This window comes from Clostridium sp. CM038 (assembly GCF_055081105.1).
The window spans coordinates 424,978-441,734 of sequence record NZ_CM143651.1 but is presented as its reverse complement, the minus strand read 5'-3'; the positions used below and the strand labels follow the sequence as shown (position 1 = coordinate 441,734).

Here is a 16,757-nt window from a genome sequence, read left to right as displayed (position 1 = left end):
TTAGTCCTTTATGGGGTATATTTAATTTTATTGTTTCCATCAAATATAATAAGAGATTTTGCGGCAATTTTTTCCCCTTCAACATTAACTTCCTTATTAGAAAAGTTAGCTATTACCTTTAAGTCCTCTCCATATTTAGTCATTTGGACTAATCTATCCTTTGATAAAATCTTAAAATCTGTCATTTCCTTAGTAATTGCCTTTTTACTAAAATCAGACCATACCTTTGTATGTTTTACAATAACGGCTTTATTCTTATTCCATTCATTTTTATCAATATGATAAAGTGGTGGTACATTATATAAAACCTCATATAGCATTCTATTTTCTACTTCATCTTTTATTTTTAATGTACCCCAGCCCCACCAATGAGAAGTAATAACTGAATCATTATAAACTAACTTGTATAGTGGAATTGTATATGCGGTATCCATAAATAACTTCTTATACTTATCCTTTATAGGTATCTGCTTTGAAAATAACTCTGGCGCTCCTCCATTACTTGAATAATATCCTCCCACATAATATTTACTATCCTTATTTTTACTCATATCCTTATCCATCCATGAAAAAGATGGTGTTTCTATGCCATGAGCAAATGCTATAGATTTGCTTGCAAAATCATTTCCTCCTTCACTTCCAACTACCATATTAAACTGTTTTTGAAGGTATTCCATTCTTTCTATTCTTGCCTTTATATCTCCTGCTTCTGTTGTAGGATGCTCTTTAGAATAATCATCCACCACTTCTCCTGTTGCATCTGTATCTAAAAACCACGAATTATACTTTAAACCAGTCTTTAAAATAGATGAAACTCTATCTTTTACACTTGGCATAGCAAGTGTTGGATTTAACTTTCTTCCAGACCCTTGGAACCCCTCTATCTTTTTGCCCTCTTTATTGGTTACAGTAGCATTTTCATAAAGTGATGTATCAGAAAATTTCGCTGTTGACCACTTTTCTTGTCCTGGCTTATGAATTGAATGATAAGAATCATAAGTACCTATTAAATATCCCAATTCATTTGCTTTTTCAACTAATTCTGGCTTTAAAAAGCCTTCTTGAAAGTCGTCTAATCCAACCCACATTTTATCAATACCGGACTTTTTCATATCGTAAAGTACATTAACAGTATTAGCATCTGCCCATTTTTCAATAGGATCTGCTACATCTCCCAAAGATGATTTTAATAAACCTTTATTTAAATCTATTAATTCTACTGGGTTTAATTTATTTATTCCCTTATCTATTAACTCTTTACTTTTTTTATCTAAATTCGAAAACACCTTAGGATTATAAAACTCCTTTAACTCTATTACAGAATTAAAACCTTTTATAATTCTATTTTTTGTATATTTATCAACATAATCTGAAGAATCTAAATCATTAAAAGCAGTAGCGAGCTCTCCACCATCCTCAACCTTTGTTTTTAATAACTCCTGCATCCAAAGTTTTAGATCTTTTGGAAAGCTTCCTTTTATCTTATCCCATTTAATATTTTCCTCAGATATTGCCGACCTATCCCAAAAATAAACATGTGGCGCTCCATAAAGTTTTTCAATATTTTTATTATCCTTAGCCTTATCCTCTAGAGATTTAAAGTTACCTTGCTTCACAATAAAATTTTTATAAGTTTTAGCCACATCTACTGGATTATTCTTAGTTAAATAAATTCTAAATCCATAATCTTTGTTTTTATTTATTGAAGGATATTCATGATTAAAAGTAAATTTAATATTTTCTTTAGTATCAAATTTAACTTCATTATTATAAGGATTTTTAATTATATATAATAACGAATAATTCTTTTTGCTTGCTGCAAAAAACTGCATAGAAAAAGACTCTAAAGTTTTCATTTCATTATCATTTAAATAGTCTTTCCAGACTTTATCATCCTTTGGAATATACTTACCCTCATTTAATGGAAGCATATATCCTTCTCCTGTTACTTTCGGCCATGAAAATTCATTTTCACCATCCTTATTACTAGATTTTATAGATACATCTAAATACTTATCTTTCTTTTGAATTTCTACATCAATATTTTTCTTTTTATAACTCCAAGATATTTTATTTCCATTATCCTTTAAGTTTGATACCTCCGTTTTTTCTAAAGGCTCAGATACTGTTTCCGTGATTCCATTAGATTCTACCGTTACCTTAAAGGTAACAGGTTCTACTTTAAACTTAAAATTTAAATTTTCAACCTTAGCATTCATTTTGTTATTAATTGGATTAACTTTATTATTACTTGAAATAGCTTTATTATTACAACCTGAAAATAATGTTGTTACAGTTATAGCTACTAAAACTAATGATATTCTTTTTTTCAACTAAATCACCTCATAAGTAAAATACGTGCACTCTCGGAAACTCTTAAGGTACTGCTAACTCTTGATTCATTTTGCTCAAAAATTCGTGGTGCCTCATATTGTACGAATAACCTAGAAAATTTAAGCTATTCGTATTACTTTTAATCTTTTTTACTTAAACATTGTGAAATAAGACTTGACAGCTAGTAAAAATTCGCAAAATTAAATATGTATATTTTTTTACATTATTTCATTTGCGAGGAGTGTTTTTATGTTAACTGTTAAGGTTTCTCATTCTCAATATCAATATTTTCTTGAAACATTTTTAGAAAAATTCTATATTCAAACCAATCAACAAATCACTTTGTTTGAGCGTAGTTCACAAATAACTAAAATCTGGTCTACCGACCTAACCGGAATTGTCCCTCTAATAGAAAGTACTTACTCTAAATCTAATCAAGGGGCTCCGCCCAAAGATGCGGTAGCATTACTCAGGTCACTTATTATCATGGCTTATTGTAAAGAAACTAGTATATCATCTTGGGTAAAAACATTACGTTCAGACCCTTTCTATTCAATTTTATCTGGCTTTATACCCGCTTGCTATTCAGAATCTAAAGCCGAAGGCATACATGTTGACCGAATTCCTGGTGTAGGTACTTTTTATGATTTTATGGATAGGCTGATTCATAAGGATAAGATCCTTAATAAATCCAAACTGCGTAAAATTAAACGTAAACCACGTAAAAAACAAAAGAAAAACCAAAAGATGAATAACTCCAAGTCTGGTGTAGTTGACCGTTTAGTTAAAAGAATCTTAAAATATGATAATTCAAAGCTCCTTGACAGAATCGAATCCAAAATGAACAACATACTTAAAGAATTATTTGTTATTCCTTCTTTATCAATGGGTATTTTGGGCGATCCTTCTAAACTAAATATTGCTGGCGACGGAACCTGTATGCCAACACAGGCTTCGCCTTACGGTAAAAAAGTTTGTGATTGCAAACTTAAACCAGGAGAACATTGTGACTGTTATCGAAAGTTTACCGACCCCAGTGCTAGATGGGGTTGGGATAGCTTTAATGAACATTATTACTATGGTTATACCTATCACGGATTTACTGCCTGTGATAGCTTTTACAGCCTACCTATCCATATTAAATTTGTTAGCGCGGCACGCCATGATGCTGTTACTGGCGTTTATGCACTTAAAGAACTTGTGGATTTATATCCTGAAATTAAATTTCATTCTGTAGCCTTAGATTCTGCTTATGATGCTAATGCTTTTTATCTTTTATGCATGCATTATGGAATAAATCCTATTATTGATTTAAATTCACGTTCTTCAAAACCTTCATCAAATAGTGAATTTGTTAAACTTGATAAGAATGCTATTCCACACGGAACTGTTTGTGGACATCAGCTTCGTAATTGGGGAATTATTAGTAAACAATATAGACATAAATGGTTATTCCCAGTTCAATGTGAAAACTGTGAAAAATGTCCTATGAAAAGCAATAAATCTTATTACACTAAAACATTAGACAACCCAAGGTATTTCACTCCAATATTAAGAGGTTCAAAACAATGGAAATCTCTTTATAAAAGACGTTCAACTACTGAAAGATGTTGGGATAGAATAAATAACAATTTTCATGCTGAAGATGCAATTATTTATTCTGTTGGGTGTAGAATAACAAGGGTATTTCTTGGTGCATTTTGCTGTTTCATAGATGCTTTGGCATCAGAAAGATTAATAGCCCTTGCCGATATTTTCCCAACTCTTAAAAATATAGCTGCGTAATTTAAATTAAATTTCAATTCAATAACCAGCCTACGGCTTTTTTAAAATAGTGTATAAAAAAGTCTTTTTGTCATGTCCGTAATTAATTCAAATATAACTTTTCATTCAAATAAGCACTTTTAATACTTAAATATGGAAATTGTTAATTATTGTTCTATAAATGAGCAAAATCATCTCCATTATTTTACATCAACTAGGCACATTTACTCTGTGACAGCTTAAGAACATCACAAATAGCGTCTTTGCTTACTCCGTTTTGAGATTGTGTATATACCCAATCGATTAAATTTTTCACAGAATTTTTACGCGCTATTTTCAAACCTTCTCCAAATTTGCAGTGAGTTTTGGATACGCCAAAAGTACAATAATAATATGTTAACTGAGTCAAAATCCAAAATCTTTTTATTGCTTTTTCGCTACGCACTTGATAATTATCTAGTCCTAATTCCATTTTGTTTTGGCGAAAAAAGACTTTAATTGTCCAACGTTCGGTATACTGATGAAGAAGTTCTTCTATTGTAAGACTAGTATCCGTTGATATAAAAGACTTTAAAGCCTTTTGATTATATACTGCATTTTCGGGATAACTTATTAATATAACTACTTTTTTAAATCCATTTATCCTACCTTCATACCGATAAACATAGTAAGAATTTGTATTCACTGTAACTAGGTGAAAATCTTCTTTGTTTATCATTTTAGCAAAACCATTTATTTTCTGGCTCATGCGGCAACATTTTGGATATATAATTCTATTAGTTTTTAATGCTCCGATATAATCAAAACCCCTTAACTTAGCTGCTTTTATAATCTTCTCAGCACTATACCAACTATCTGCTAAAATAAATCCTTTATTAGGTGGCATTGGTAATGAAGAAATTGCATTTATAACAATTTCAATTTTAGTAACTTTTTTGTTGAATTCATTCTAGTTTTATCATAGGGCGTTAACTGATACGGTATTGTTACGTCACCACACTGTAGTAGAATGCCTACGACTTGATGACCATAAACTTGTTTACCTTCTAAGTGAGAAAAATGAAATTGGCATTTCTCCATAGGATTTTTAGCCTGTGACGAAGGCTTTGTTTTCTTACAGATAGTATCATCAATAATCACATAAATAGGCTTACTGGTATCTTTTGATAACTGCCATATTTTTTTAATTGCAAATTTTTGTAATGCACGTAAAACATAATCTTCATTCCAGGCACTGTTGGATAAAAAATTTCCTACGGAAGTTCTATGCGTTGAACTGTAACAGTTTTCAGTTATACGACTAACTTTACCATTGCAACCACGGCCTACGGCCCCAAATACGAATGCGCAAATATGTTTAAATTGTGTCAATGTCAAATAAAGTACTATTCTAATTTCTATAATAAAGTTGTTAATTGATTTAGCATATGGTATATTATTTTCTGTAGGAATTTTTATCCATCCTTTAGTTATATTTCTTCGCAGTAATATAATACCTTAAGATGGTGAAAATGTCTATTTGTATTCTCATTTTTCTTAATTCCAATATATGTTATGAATTTTGCTCATTTATAGTTATTGTTTTCCGACTATACTAAAAATACTATAGAAGTGTTACGCCAATGTTACAAAAAACTTTATTTAAAATATTATGTAAAATTCAATCTTATTCTGTTTTACATTAAATCCAAAGTCAAGATTATGTTTTTCTAATATTTTTTTCACTATAGATAACCCTAATCCCGTACCCGAAAGTTCCTTACTTCTTGATTTTTCAAGCACATAAAATGGTGTCCATACATTTTCTAAATCTTCTTTACTACTTTCTTCTAATCCATTTTTTATAGAAAACATTGTTTTATTATCTTCTTTGACTATTTCTACTTCTACCTCATTATTATTAGTATGCTTTATAGCATTTGTAATTAAATTATTAATACAATATCAATGCCTTCCTCATCTCCATAAACAATATATTCCTCATCTTTATTTATATTTGATATAAAATTTATGTTAGCCTCATCTATAAGTAGTTTATATTTTTTTAAAACACTACTAAACTTTTTCTCCAAACTAAAGTTAACTTTTTTTAATTCTTTTTTTTCAAGCTTTGACAAAAACAAAAGATTTTCTACTAAACTATCCATATGGTCTATTTGCTCATTAATTATTCCCATATATGTTCCATCATCTAAACCATCCTCAATTCCCTGTCCATACGCCTTTATTAAAGCTAATGGAGTTTTAACCTCATGAGCCATATCTGAAATTAAAGTCTTTAACTTTTCATTTTGAAAATTAATTTCCTTATGTGCCATCTCTAGGCTTTCGCTCATACTATTTATACTTATAGAAAGCTCTTCTATCTCATCATTTGTTTTAATTTCTTCTTTCCTGAAGTTTAAATTAGCAATATCCTTAGATAATTCTTTTATAAGTTCTAATGGTTTTATTATTTTTCTAGAAAAAAATCCAACTAAAATTATAATTAAAATCAAAGAAAATATATTTAAATATATATTAAACTTATTTATAATATCTATAGTTTCTCCCATGTATGGTAGCGGCATCGCTATAGCAAATATATACTTATCAATCTTTATAAACTTTGTTAGTACCTTATATTTTGTTACTCCTTGGTCATATATCTTGTTTACACTTTTACTATTTAACTTACTTAGAGTATCTTCCGTAAGCCAAAATTTATTTAGCTTTATTTTATTCGAACTAAATTTAGTTATTAAATCCTCATTAATATTATTAATATCGCTACTTGCCTCCGAATAAACTATAGTGACATCATTTTTCTTTTCCATTTCCTCTATATTTTTAAAAATATAATCTGTTTTTTTTCTGTTTATTTGCTCAGAAATCTGGTCTAATGCCCTCGTCTTTTTAAACATATAAAATCTTTCAATAAAAAATACATTTATCACCATAGAAATTATAGTTACAAAAATTGTGACTGACGCTATAGACAATGTGAACTTTTTACTTATTTTGATTCTCATCCGCCTCCATACTATAACCAATTTTTCTATAGGTTTTTATACTATCCTCACCTATTTTCGCTCGAAGTCTTCTTATATGAGTATCCACCGTTCTATGATCCCCATCATAATCCATTCCCCCAACTAAATCTATTAGCTTATCTCTAGATAAAATAATCCCCCTATTTCTAACAAAAGAAATCAAAAGATCATATTCTATTTTTGTTAATTTTAATATTTCTCCATTATTATATACCCTTTTCTCATCTGTGTTTATTTTTATATTATTAATACTTATCTCATCATCAAAATTTATAAGCTTTTTCGCCCTCATTAAAAGTATTCTAGGATCAAAAGGCTTTTTTATATATTCATCGGCTCCGCAATCTAATGCTTCAATTTCATCCTCATTTTGTGTTCTTGCAGTTAAAATTAATACCTTTGTATTACTATTTTCCTTAATATATTTACAAGCCTCAACTCCACTAACCTTTGGCATCATCCAATCCAAAATTGCTAAATCAATTTTATGTAAATGAAACATATCTAAGGCTTCCTCTCCATCCTTTGCTGTAATTGCATTAAACCCTTCTTATTGAAAATAAGCTGAAAGGATTTTTACCATTTGTTTCTCATCATCAGCAATTAGTATATTCAATTAAACCTCTCCTTTTAGCCACTAAATATTATAGTTTTTATTTAGATTATACCCAACTATAAGTATTTTCTCTATAAATTTATAACTTCTGCTAATTGATATCGTGTTATATTCAAAAAACATAGCAAAGCATTAATAAGGCTGCAATCCTTTAAACTTATTTTAAAGGATTGCAGCCTTGTTATATGGAACAATGTTAGCATTCACTGCCTTTTACAGCAATTCCTTAACTTAACTCAGTTCTTTTATTAAGCTTCTTCAAATATTGGAGCTTCTATAAGTGTAGCAAATATTAATTCATGGCAATGGTCATCAACGACATTAGTTCTAGCCTTTACAAAATGAACATGCCTACCACCGCCAACAGGTATTGCTAAACCTGAAGTTGCTTCAAATTCATGAAAGTGGTCAAAAAAATCTGTTCTTGATTTAACTTTATGCACATGCCCACCTTGAACTGGTATTGCAGGACTTGACACTCCAGCAAATCTGTGATTATGAGCATCCTCACTATCTAATTCTGCTAATCTAGTACTTCCTAAGAATTCATGGTCGTGGAATTGTTTTTCTTTTTTACAACAGTTATCCTCATGCTTTTTTTCACAACCACAGTTATTTTCAATATTTGACATTAACATCACTCCTTTTTATCTTCAGTTACTATTGTATGTATCTTATTTAAAAAAAGAACTAAATGCAAAAAAATTCTTATGTATTTTATTTCTAGCGCTCTCTATACTCTCCTAAAATAATTTAGTATAATTTTTTATACATTACAAATAATAATTTATAATATAAATCGTTTAGGAGGTCGATATGAAAAAAAATTTGTGTTTCATATTTATATTAATTTTTTTAACCTCTATCCTTGGATGTTCAAAATCTATTTCAAAACCTATACCCATAACAAAGAAAGAGTCCACAGTTAATAAACCTTACGGTAAGAGTATTCCAGTCCTAATGTACCACTCAATTACCTCTGGAAAAAGTGATTCCAATTCTCTTCCTATTGAAACGTTTAAGGAGCAAATGAAATACCTAGAATATAACGGTTACCAGACTATAACGCTTACAGATTTATATAAGTACTTTATGAATCAGAAGCCTCTACCTGAAAAATCTGTAGTCCTTACTTTTGATGATGGCTATGAAAATAATTATACTGCTATGTTCCCTGTTCTAAAAGAATATAATTTTAAAGCAGCAATTTTTGTTATTACTTCTCATATTGATAAAGATCATGAATTTATGACATCCAAACAGCTTTTAGAAATGGATAAATACGGAGTAGATATAGAAAGCCATACCGTAAATCATGATAAGTTAAAATCACTTTCTAAGGACCAGCAACTAGAAACATTAATTCAATCTAAAAAAGATCTAGAAAAAATATTAAATAAAGAAATAAACTTCTTTGCCTACCCTGGTGGTGCGTACAACAAAAGTGCCATTGAGGCTGTGAACGAAGTTGGTTACAAAATGGCTTTCACCATTGATGGTAAGTCGTCTAGTTGGTCCTCTAAAAATGATGGTCTACTTTCCTTACACAGGGTAGATGTAAGTTCTTTTCAGGACCTGAATGCCTTTAAAACTGGAATTTCTAATGCTGATTATAAATCTTTATCTCAATAAAAACAACCATCTGGGCTCCAGATGGTTGTTTTTATTGTTATTTTACCCGGCCATCATTATAGAAAACTTTTCTTTTACTATCCATTAATATAATTAAATTTAAGCTTCCACATATACATTTTCTTCCTCTTTATGTTCAGATTGATTTTTAACAATCGCATTTACTAACTTTTCTCCATATGGAAGGCAAAATTGTATGCATGGACCTGTTAACAATGCAGATATTATTGTACCTATACCAAATACTCCACCGAGTGTAAATCCTGTTATTAAAAAGATAGCATCTAAGCTCATACGAACCCAACGATATTCTAAATTAGTTTTATCTTTTATTATAAATGGAATAATATCATTTGGTGCAACGCCTAGATTACTTGCAGAAAGTATAGAAAATCCAATTGCAATTAGAACACAGCCGAATACAACTAAAAGTATTTTTACACCAATATTTAAAGATTCAATCGGAAAAAATGAAACAGCCTTTACTCCAAGATCCATAATGGGGCCTACCCCCACCACGCATATAATTGTTCCTATATTAATACGCGTTCTTTCAACTAAAAGTATTATACAAACCACTACAAATAAAATAATCATATTGGCGCTTCCAGGTGTTTTCTTTAATAAAAATGCTAATCCTTGAGTGAATAAAGTAAACGGATCAGAACCAATATTAGTTTTTAAAAACAAAGCTACCCCGATCTGTATTATACTCATTCCTATAAAAAATAGGATTAGTCTTTTAATTAGATTTAATTTTTTTGTCATGTTTTCCATCCTTTACCTTATATTTTATAGTTGCTCTCTATAATATTTTCAAATTTTTATTATAAACTACCTAAAAGGTCAATTTTAATTATACAATGATACAAATTTATATACAAGTATATATTATTTATGTAATTGTTTGAAAAATATAGTTATATTAAGTATATTTTGAAATTGTTAAAGAATTAGTTGGCGTTTGTCTACGGTATATTTGATGTGTCCACATTGTATAATAATCAACCATCTCACTTAATTTATTATCAGAGTTATATAATACTTCTGATTTTTCCTTATATATAGTTGTAATAATACTCTGGTAGTCTTTTTCTATTAAGGTCTTAGCCTTTGGTAGCTTATCCAGTTTAAATTGTATCCCACTAAGAATATCTTTAAGCCCTATATCCTCTAGCCTTTTTCGAAATCTAGTGACATTAACCGTTAAAGTAGTATTATCATCAATAAAACTATCACTTTCCCACAGCTTCCTCATAATCTCATCACGGGAAACAACCTTGTTTTTGTTTTCTAAAAGAATCTGTAATATCTTGAACTCATTTTTACTTAAATCCAACTTATGATTTTTATATGTAAAAGTCAGCTCTCCTAAATTAAGAACAGCTCCATCACTTTCTAAAATGCTTACTTGTCCTTGAAAAGATTATTTATCCATTAATTTACTATACTAAATATTATATGTATTTCAGTCAAGTTTTTCCGAGGCATCACCCATAATTTTATTGCAAATATATAATTGATGAAGCTACCGGGGTACAGGTAGGAATGGAACTAAAAACAGTTCTAATGACTTAAATGTTGGTAAACATGATATAATTACTTTAATTATAAAATGATTATAAAAATATTAGGAGAAGTTAGGAGTTGAGAAAATGGTTCAATCGATTATCTACATAGCTCTAGTTGTGAAGGATTATGATGAGGCGATAGACTTTTATACGAAGAAACTTAATTTTACATTAATTGAAGATACCTATCAGCCAGAACAAGATAAACGTTGGGTAGTAGTATCTCCACCTGGATCGATCGGTACTACAATATTACTTGCAAAAGCATCTAAATCTGAGCAAGATTCATTTGTAGGTAACCAGACAGGTGGTAGAGTTTTTCTTTTTTTAAACACTGATGATTTTTGGAGAGATTATAATGAAATGATTTCAAGAGGAATAGAATTTGTGAGAGAACCAAAAGACCAATCTTATGGAATGGTTGCAGTATTTAAGGATTTATATGGGAACCTGTGGGATCTGCTTGAGATGAAAGAAGATCATCCGATTTTGAAACGAATTAAGTAACTGTTTGAATTCATTTCAACTATATAAACGGATAATAATCTATAAAATACTGTATTATTCAGAAATGGATTTGCAGTATTTTATTTTATGTTTTTGTACCAATCCCCACAAACTACACCCACATATTAATAAACCACTCTTTATTGCTGCCCTCCCAACTTTCTTTCTGAAATGTCGTTAAACTCGTTTTCTATATATTAGTATAACTTTGTCATAATCTATTTTTATAAAAAAGTAAAAACTCTTCTCTATTTTGAAGTTGCCAATTCATCTAGAAGCTGTGTAGCCGCGCAGGAGATGATTTGATGACTGTTTTATTAGTAGATGCGCTTCCTACCGGAATCGCTCTATTAATGTCTATAATGAACACGAACATCAAGTTTTACTAAAATCCAAGCAATAACCGATATTATGAAACAACAAAGACATGTAATAGACACTCTGCGTAAATTTTGTATGTACGTAGGGATATGAGTATTAGGAACCAGACCTATCCTAACATTATATTTAATACCTTTTTCAGTGGTAATCTGTTTTCCAATATAATTAAAGGTATCCTTATGTTTATATTGAATATCTTTTGGATAAGAATATTTTAAATCCTTTAAATCCTTGTACCATACATCTTCACCACTTGGCACACGATACATTGTTACATCTGTAATTTTTCTTTTAGATTTATTAAATACTGTACTAATATTTTTATTTATATTATCTATATTATTTTGATTATATGAACCCATTATATTAAATATTTTATTGTTCCTCGCTAAGTATTGTCTTATAGAAAGTTCAGTTCCAATTACAGAAACGGAAAAAGATATTATGGTCATTATGACCTGATATACTAAAGTTGTAACACTTAGTACTAATAAAATAGTATAATAAAATTAGGAGAGTAGTGTTACAAATGGCAAAAAAAATGTATGATCAAATTTTTAGAGAAAAACTAGTAAAATTAAATCTAGAAAATAGTAGAACTATCCCAAGTCTAATTAAAGAATATGGTGTATCTAGATCAACCCTTAATGTGTGGATTAAAAGCTATTGCGAAGAATGCAAAGAAGCAGAAGAAAAAATATCTCCTAGTGTTTATGAGGAAAATAAATTACTAAAAAAAAGAACTATTGAATTAGAAAAGGAAAATGCTTTCTTAAAAAAAGCTGCGGCATTCTTCGCCAAGGAAATAGACAATTAATCTACCAGTTTATATCTACCAACAATAAGGAATTTGGTGTCAGATGGTTATTACGCCGTTTTGAGCTATCACCCAATGCATATTATAATTATTTGAAATTCAGCAAAAGTATCTATAATGAACAAAAAAAATTAATTTTGAAACATATAGAGAAAATTTTTCACAGTGAAAATGGGAAAATGGGATATAGAATGGTAAAACGCTCATTAGAAAAACAAGGAACTAATTTGAGCTTGTTAACTGTGCATAAATATATGAAAGAATTAAATATTAAGTCCGTTTCATTTAGAAAAAGACCTAATTATGTAAAAGTAACTTCACATAAAGTATTTTCTAATATTCTAAATAGAGATTTTACAGCTGTAGCTAAAAATTTAAAATGGTGTACAGATTTCACCTATATACATCTTTCCAGCGGTAAGATAATGTACAATTGTTCTATTTTAGATCTATATGATAGAAGTATTGTAGCAACTAAGACATCTAGTAATATAACGGCGGAGCTAGCTATTGATACACTCAGTGAAGCCATATCTAATCATAAGCCCCCTACGGGATTAATAATTCATAGTGATCAAGGCTCACAAGTGCGACAAGAAGTCGCGTAATATATTGTCGAAAGACTACCCTATCCATTCGGGGTAACCCTATCATGACTAGCGTGGATGGTAACGTCTGGGTTAGAAAGCTCATGAGACGATGTGGAAGTTCGAGAAGCCTAATCTGGAACAACTGCTAGGGTAAGAATGCTATGGAGAACGTAAAGTGAATCACTGTAGGAATCGTTACGCTGGAGAAAGCGAAATAGGCTGAAACGCTTTGCCCAAAAGGTACGGAGTCAAGCAAAGGCCAACTGTTAAACCAATGCGATTGGATGAAGCACTCCCGGTTTAAAGGTGGCTCTTAAGGCATTCATAATTATATATTACGTGGAACTTGGTAAACCCTATATATTCCTTAAACATAAGGTATCTACCCGCAAGGTGAAGAAATGATATAGAGGGCAGAAGAAAAGGATAAAAAGCGAAAGCCGTTTTTGTAATGAAAACAGATAAGAGTTCAAACTTTGCTCTAACCTGAAAGGGTGCTGACTTGTCCTATGGTATTTCTTGGCAGGAAAGGACGGTAAACTTATGAATTTTAATAACTCAACGACGGATAAAACCGAGAGTCTAAAAGACACTAAAACACTTGCAGACAAATGGGATTCCATTGATTGGATACAAGTACAAAATGATGTTAATAGGCTACAGTCCCGTATCGCTAAGGCAACAGTGAAAGGTGATAAAAACAAAGCAAAACAGCTACAATATTTACTGGCACATTCTTTTTCGGCAAAAGCCTATGCAGTGAAAAAGGTAACCACCAACAAAGGAAAGAAGACATCAGGTGTTGATAAAAAACTATGGTCCACTTCTGCCTCAAAAATGAAAGCGGTACTTAAACTTAATGGTAAACATTACAAATCAAAACCACTCAAAAGAGTTTATATTGCAAAAAAAGGCAAGAATAAGAAGCGACCTTTAGGAATCCCGACAATGTATGATAGAGCAATGCAGACTTTATATGCATTAGCACTCGAACCGATTGCTGAAACCAAAGGTGATAACATCTCGTTTGGGTTTCGTCAGGGAAGAAGTGCCAAAGATGCATGTGAACAAATATTTAATGTACTAGCAAGAAAATGCTCTCCTACATGGATATTAGAAGGAGACATAAAGGGATGCTTTGGTGCGACAAGAAGTGACTTCTTCCGCAATTGTCAGTGGATATAGTTAATCCTATATCCTATCCTAGTTGAAAGGATATCCCTATCTGAAACTGCAAGGGAAGTAATTCCTTTGTGGGTTGCATGAGGAAATACCTAATCAATGTCTAGTATCCGAGACAAAGTTGGTTAAGGGAAGAATGGTATGGTTAATGCAAATGAATTCTGTATAAAGTGTCGAAACCTTTGACAATAGTTGGGATATATTTGCTATTGATGTAGATAGGAAAATATGTATCGAAGTGCATATAGACATCAACCCATATATCTACCGGCATATAAGGAAGACCTAACCCATTCGTGTCTGACAGAAGTCAAACTTGGTAAGCCCAATGTGGTCCATAAAAATGGTAAGCCTTCCGCAAGGAAAGCCTAATTTCCACAGTGGGTAAAGGATGTTGAAATAAGCAAATGCCCTTAAGTCGAAAGACAACAGGAAAGGAAATAACTGGAGGGATAGTGATTTTTTTTTCACACTCGAAAGAGAGCTGAATTTCTAAACAGGTATGCAACATGATATAAAGCGTAAAGTAATGTCCAAAAGGGAGGTAACAGTCGATGAATGCTTCTAAACAGAAGTCCGCATTATCTAACACTAATAATCAATGGCAACAGTTTGACTGGAAATCCATTGAAAAATATGTAGGGAAATTACAACAACGAATATATCATGCCGAAAAACTTGGACAAAAAAGAAAAGTAAGAGACTTACAAAGGTTACTTATTCACAGTCAAGGTGCTTTGTTACTATCAATTAAACGAGTTACTCAATCTAATAAAGGAAAAAAAACAGCTGGTGTGGATGGATTTGTAGCATTGAATTCAAAAGCAAGATATAACCTCTATGTAAAAATGCAAAAAATGAGTATATATTTACACAAACCTAAACCAGCATATCGAGTTTACATAAAGAAAAAAAATGGCAAGTTACGACCTTTAGGTATTCCCACAATCATTGATAGAGTATATCAAAATATTGTTAAAATATCATTAGAACCTCAATGGGAAGTTCGTTTTGAACCCACTATGTATGGATTTAGACCTCAAAGAAGTTGTCAAGACGCCATCCTGAGAATTTATCTTTCCTTGGCGAGGAAAAAGAGACAATGGATATTTGAGGGTGATTTTAAGAACTGTTTTGGAACGTTAAATCATGACTACATCATGGAACAAATAGGAACATTTCCAGCTAATGAAATCATTTATAACTGGCTGAAAGCAGGCTATGTTGATAACAATATTTTCAATGAAACAGATAATGGAACACCTCAAGGCTCGATTGCGTCACCGTTACTTGCTAATATTGCACTTAATGGAATGGGAAAGGCTCTTGGCGTCAAGTACAAAACAACACAGACTGCTACCGGCGTTATTAAGTATGAAAATAGAGGGAAATATACACTATCTGTTTATGCTGATGATTTTGTAATTATGTGCTATACAAAAGAAGATGCAGAAAATGTATATAATTCATTATCCGGTTACTTAAATGCAAGAGGTTTAGAACTTGCAGAAGAAAAAACGAAAATAACAAATGTGGCAGAGGGATTTGACTTTTTAGGCTTTAATATTAGAACATATAAAAACGGAAATAAAACCAAACTCCTAATTAAACCATCCCAAAAGAGTATTAAAACTCTAAAAAGTAAAATATCAGATAAATTTAAAGAGTGTACTGGAAATAATGTAGGAGATTTAATTAGAAAGCTTAATCCTGTTGTTATAGGAACAGCCAATTATTGGAATACACAAGTAGCTAAAGAAATCTTTGGCGATATAGATAATTATCTATGGATAAAAACCAGACGATTCCTTAATAGGTTGCATCCAAAGAAAAGTAATAAATGGAAAAAGAGTCAATATTTCAAACCGGATATAGCAGGACAAAGTAAGGATAAATGGATACTTACAGACCCGATTACAGGCAGACAGTTAACTAAAATGAAGTGGACGCCGATTGTCAGACATGTACTTATAAAGCATGACTTTACTCCTTTTGATGAAAGACTTAATGATTATTTTCAAAAGAGAAAGACTAAAGAATTCGATAAAAATAATATTAAATCGAGACAAAAATTAGCTAAAAAACAGAAATACTTATGCCCTTTATGTAAAAAAGATATTACAAATGGAAAAGAAATCCTGGTAACTCACTATAAAATACCTAAAATATTTGGTGGTACTAATGAATATAAAAATATACAACTGGTACACAAAAGCTGTGATGAAGAGTATAGTAATTACTTTTCTAGCACATTAACAGAACCAAATAAAAAGCAAATATTTGACTGCCACAAAAGTATACTGAATAAGAAACTTGCAGGAATAATTTGAA

General features: G+C 30.8%; 15 protein-coding genes and 1 pseudogene. 7 read left to right on the top strand and 9 right to left on the bottom strand.

Going from position 1 to position 16,757, the window contains the following annotated elements:
- Nucleotides 1-8: 8 nt before the first annotated feature.
- Nucleotides 9-2,333 (bottom strand): glycoside hydrolase, encoded by a 2,325-nt coding sequence (locus tag ACWJKS_RS01975; RefSeq protein ID WP_462960324.1) that lies wholly within the window; start codon nucleotides 2,331-2,333, stop codon nucleotides 9-11.
- 250 nt (nucleotides 2,334-2,583) lie between these two features.
- Here ACWJKS_RS01975 and ACWJKS_RS01970 point away from each other — a divergent pair, with 250 nt between their 5' ends.
- The gene (locus tag ACWJKS_RS01970; RefSeq protein ID WP_462960323.1) at nucleotides 2,584-4,119 is read left to right on the top strand and encodes a transposase; all 1,536 of its coding nucleotides are present in this window, start codon (nucleotides 2,584-2,586) and stop codon (nucleotides 4,117-4,119) included.
- Nucleotides 4,120-4,312: 193 nt separating this feature from the next.
- Here ACWJKS_RS01970 and ACWJKS_RS01965 read toward each other — a convergent pair whose 3' ends face one another.
- The 5 genes from ACWJKS_RS01965 to ACWJKS_RS01945 all read right to left on the bottom strand — a co-directional run bounded on the left by ACWJKS_RS01965 (nucleotide 4,313) and on the right by ACWJKS_RS01945 (nucleotide 8,378).
- Nucleotides 4,313-5,020: a transposase gene (locus tag ACWJKS_RS01965; RefSeq protein ID WP_462961038.1), complete on the bottom strand. Its 708-nt coding sequence runs from the start codon at nucleotides 5,018-5,020 to the stop codon at nucleotides 4,313-4,315.
- 719 nt (nucleotides 5,021-5,739) lie between these two features.
- A complete protein-coding gene (locus ACWJKS_RS01960; protein ID WP_462961037.1) occupies nucleotides 5,740-6,012 on the bottom strand; it encodes an ATP-binding protein in 273 nt (90 codons plus the stop codon).
- An 11-nt stretch (nucleotides 6,013-6,023) separates the two neighbouring features.
- On the bottom strand, nucleotides 6,024-7,109 hold the full coding sequence (locus tag ACWJKS_RS01955) for a histidine kinase dimerization/phospho-acceptor domain-containing protein (RefSeq protein ID WP_462960322.1): 1,086 nt from the start codon (nucleotides 7,107-7,109) through the stop codon (nucleotides 6,024-6,026).
- Nucleotides 7,090-7,665: a response regulator transcription factor gene (locus ACWJKS_RS01950; RefSeq protein ID WP_462961036.1), complete on the bottom strand. Its 576-nt coding sequence runs from the start codon at nucleotides 7,663-7,665 to the stop codon at nucleotides 7,090-7,092. Before ACWJKS_RS01950 ends, ACWJKS_RS01955 begins: the two co-directional genes overlap by 20 nt.
- A gap of 329 nt (nucleotides 7,666-7,994) precedes the next feature.
- Nucleotides 7,995-8,378 (bottom strand): YmaF family protein, encoded by a 384-nt coding sequence (locus ACWJKS_RS01945; protein WP_165414315.1) that lies wholly within the window; start codon nucleotides 8,376-8,378, stop codon nucleotides 7,995-7,997.
- Between the two features lie 184 nt (nucleotides 8,379-8,562).
- Between ACWJKS_RS01945 and ACWJKS_RS01940 the strand changes: the two genes are divergently transcribed.
- Nucleotides 8,563-9,378 (top strand): polysaccharide deacetylase family protein, encoded by an 816-nt coding sequence (locus tag ACWJKS_RS01940; RefSeq protein ID WP_462960321.1) that lies wholly within the window; start codon nucleotides 8,563-8,565, stop codon nucleotides 9,376-9,378.
- A gap of 99 nt (nucleotides 9,379-9,477) precedes the next feature.
- On the opposite strand, the gene ACWJKS_RS01935 is transcribed toward ACWJKS_RS01940, so the two are convergent.
- Nucleotides 9,478-10,146: a YczE/YyaS/YitT family protein gene (locus tag ACWJKS_RS01935; protein ID WP_165414317.1), complete on the bottom strand. Its 669-nt coding sequence runs from the start codon at nucleotides 10,144-10,146 to the stop codon at nucleotides 9,478-9,480.
- Nucleotides 10,147-10,525: 379 nt separating this feature from the next.
- Nucleotides 10,526-10,804, bottom strand: a pseudogene (locus ACWJKS_RS01930) (winged helix-turn-helix domain-containing protein); the annotation flags it as partial.
- Nucleotides 10,805-11,033: 229 nt separating this feature from the next.
- Between ACWJKS_RS01930 and ACWJKS_RS01925 the strand changes: the two are divergent.
- Complete coding sequence (locus tag ACWJKS_RS01925) at nucleotides 11,034-11,456, top strand: VOC family protein (RefSeq protein ID WP_165414319.1); 423 nt, start codon at nucleotides 11,034-11,036, stop codon at nucleotides 11,454-11,456.
- Between the two features lie 350 nt (nucleotides 11,457-11,806).
- Here the strand turns inward: ACWJKS_RS01925 and ACWJKS_RS01920 are convergent, their stop codons facing one another.
- On the bottom strand, nucleotides 11,807-12,289 hold the full coding sequence (locus ACWJKS_RS01920; RefSeq protein ID WP_462960320.1) for a hypothetical protein: 483 nt from the start codon (nucleotides 12,287-12,289) through the stop codon (nucleotides 11,807-11,809).
- A gap of 77 nt (nucleotides 12,290-12,366) precedes the next feature.
- Here ACWJKS_RS01920 and ACWJKS_RS01915 point away from each other — a divergent pair, with 77 nt between their 5' ends.
- From ACWJKS_RS01915 to ltrA, 4 genes are all read left to right on the top strand, one after another.
- Complete coding sequence (locus ACWJKS_RS01915; protein ID WP_263492333.1) at nucleotides 12,367-12,654, top strand: transposase; 288 nt, start codon at nucleotides 12,367-12,369, stop codon at nucleotides 12,652-12,654.
- On the top strand, nucleotides 12,588-13,262 hold the full coding sequence (locus ACWJKS_RS01910) for an IS3 family transposase (RefSeq protein ID WP_462961035.1): 675 nt from the start codon (nucleotides 12,588-12,590) through the stop codon (nucleotides 13,260-13,262). Before ACWJKS_RS01915 ends, ACWJKS_RS01910 begins: the two co-directional genes overlap by 67 nt.
- A gap of 525 nt (nucleotides 13,263-13,787) precedes the next feature.
- Nucleotides 13,788-14,429, top strand: a complete 642-nt coding sequence (locus ACWJKS_RS01905; protein ID WP_462960319.1) for a reverse transcriptase N-terminal domain-containing protein — start codon at nucleotides 13,788-13,790, stop codon at nucleotides 14,427-14,429.
- 551 nt (nucleotides 14,430-14,980) lie between these two features.
- Nucleotides 14,981-16,756, top strand: a complete 1,776-nt coding sequence (gene ltrA, locus ACWJKS_RS01900; RefSeq protein ID WP_462953321.1) for a group II intron reverse transcriptase/maturase — start codon at nucleotides 14,981-14,983, stop codon at nucleotides 16,754-16,756.
- Nucleotide 16,757: the final 1 nt, after the last annotated feature.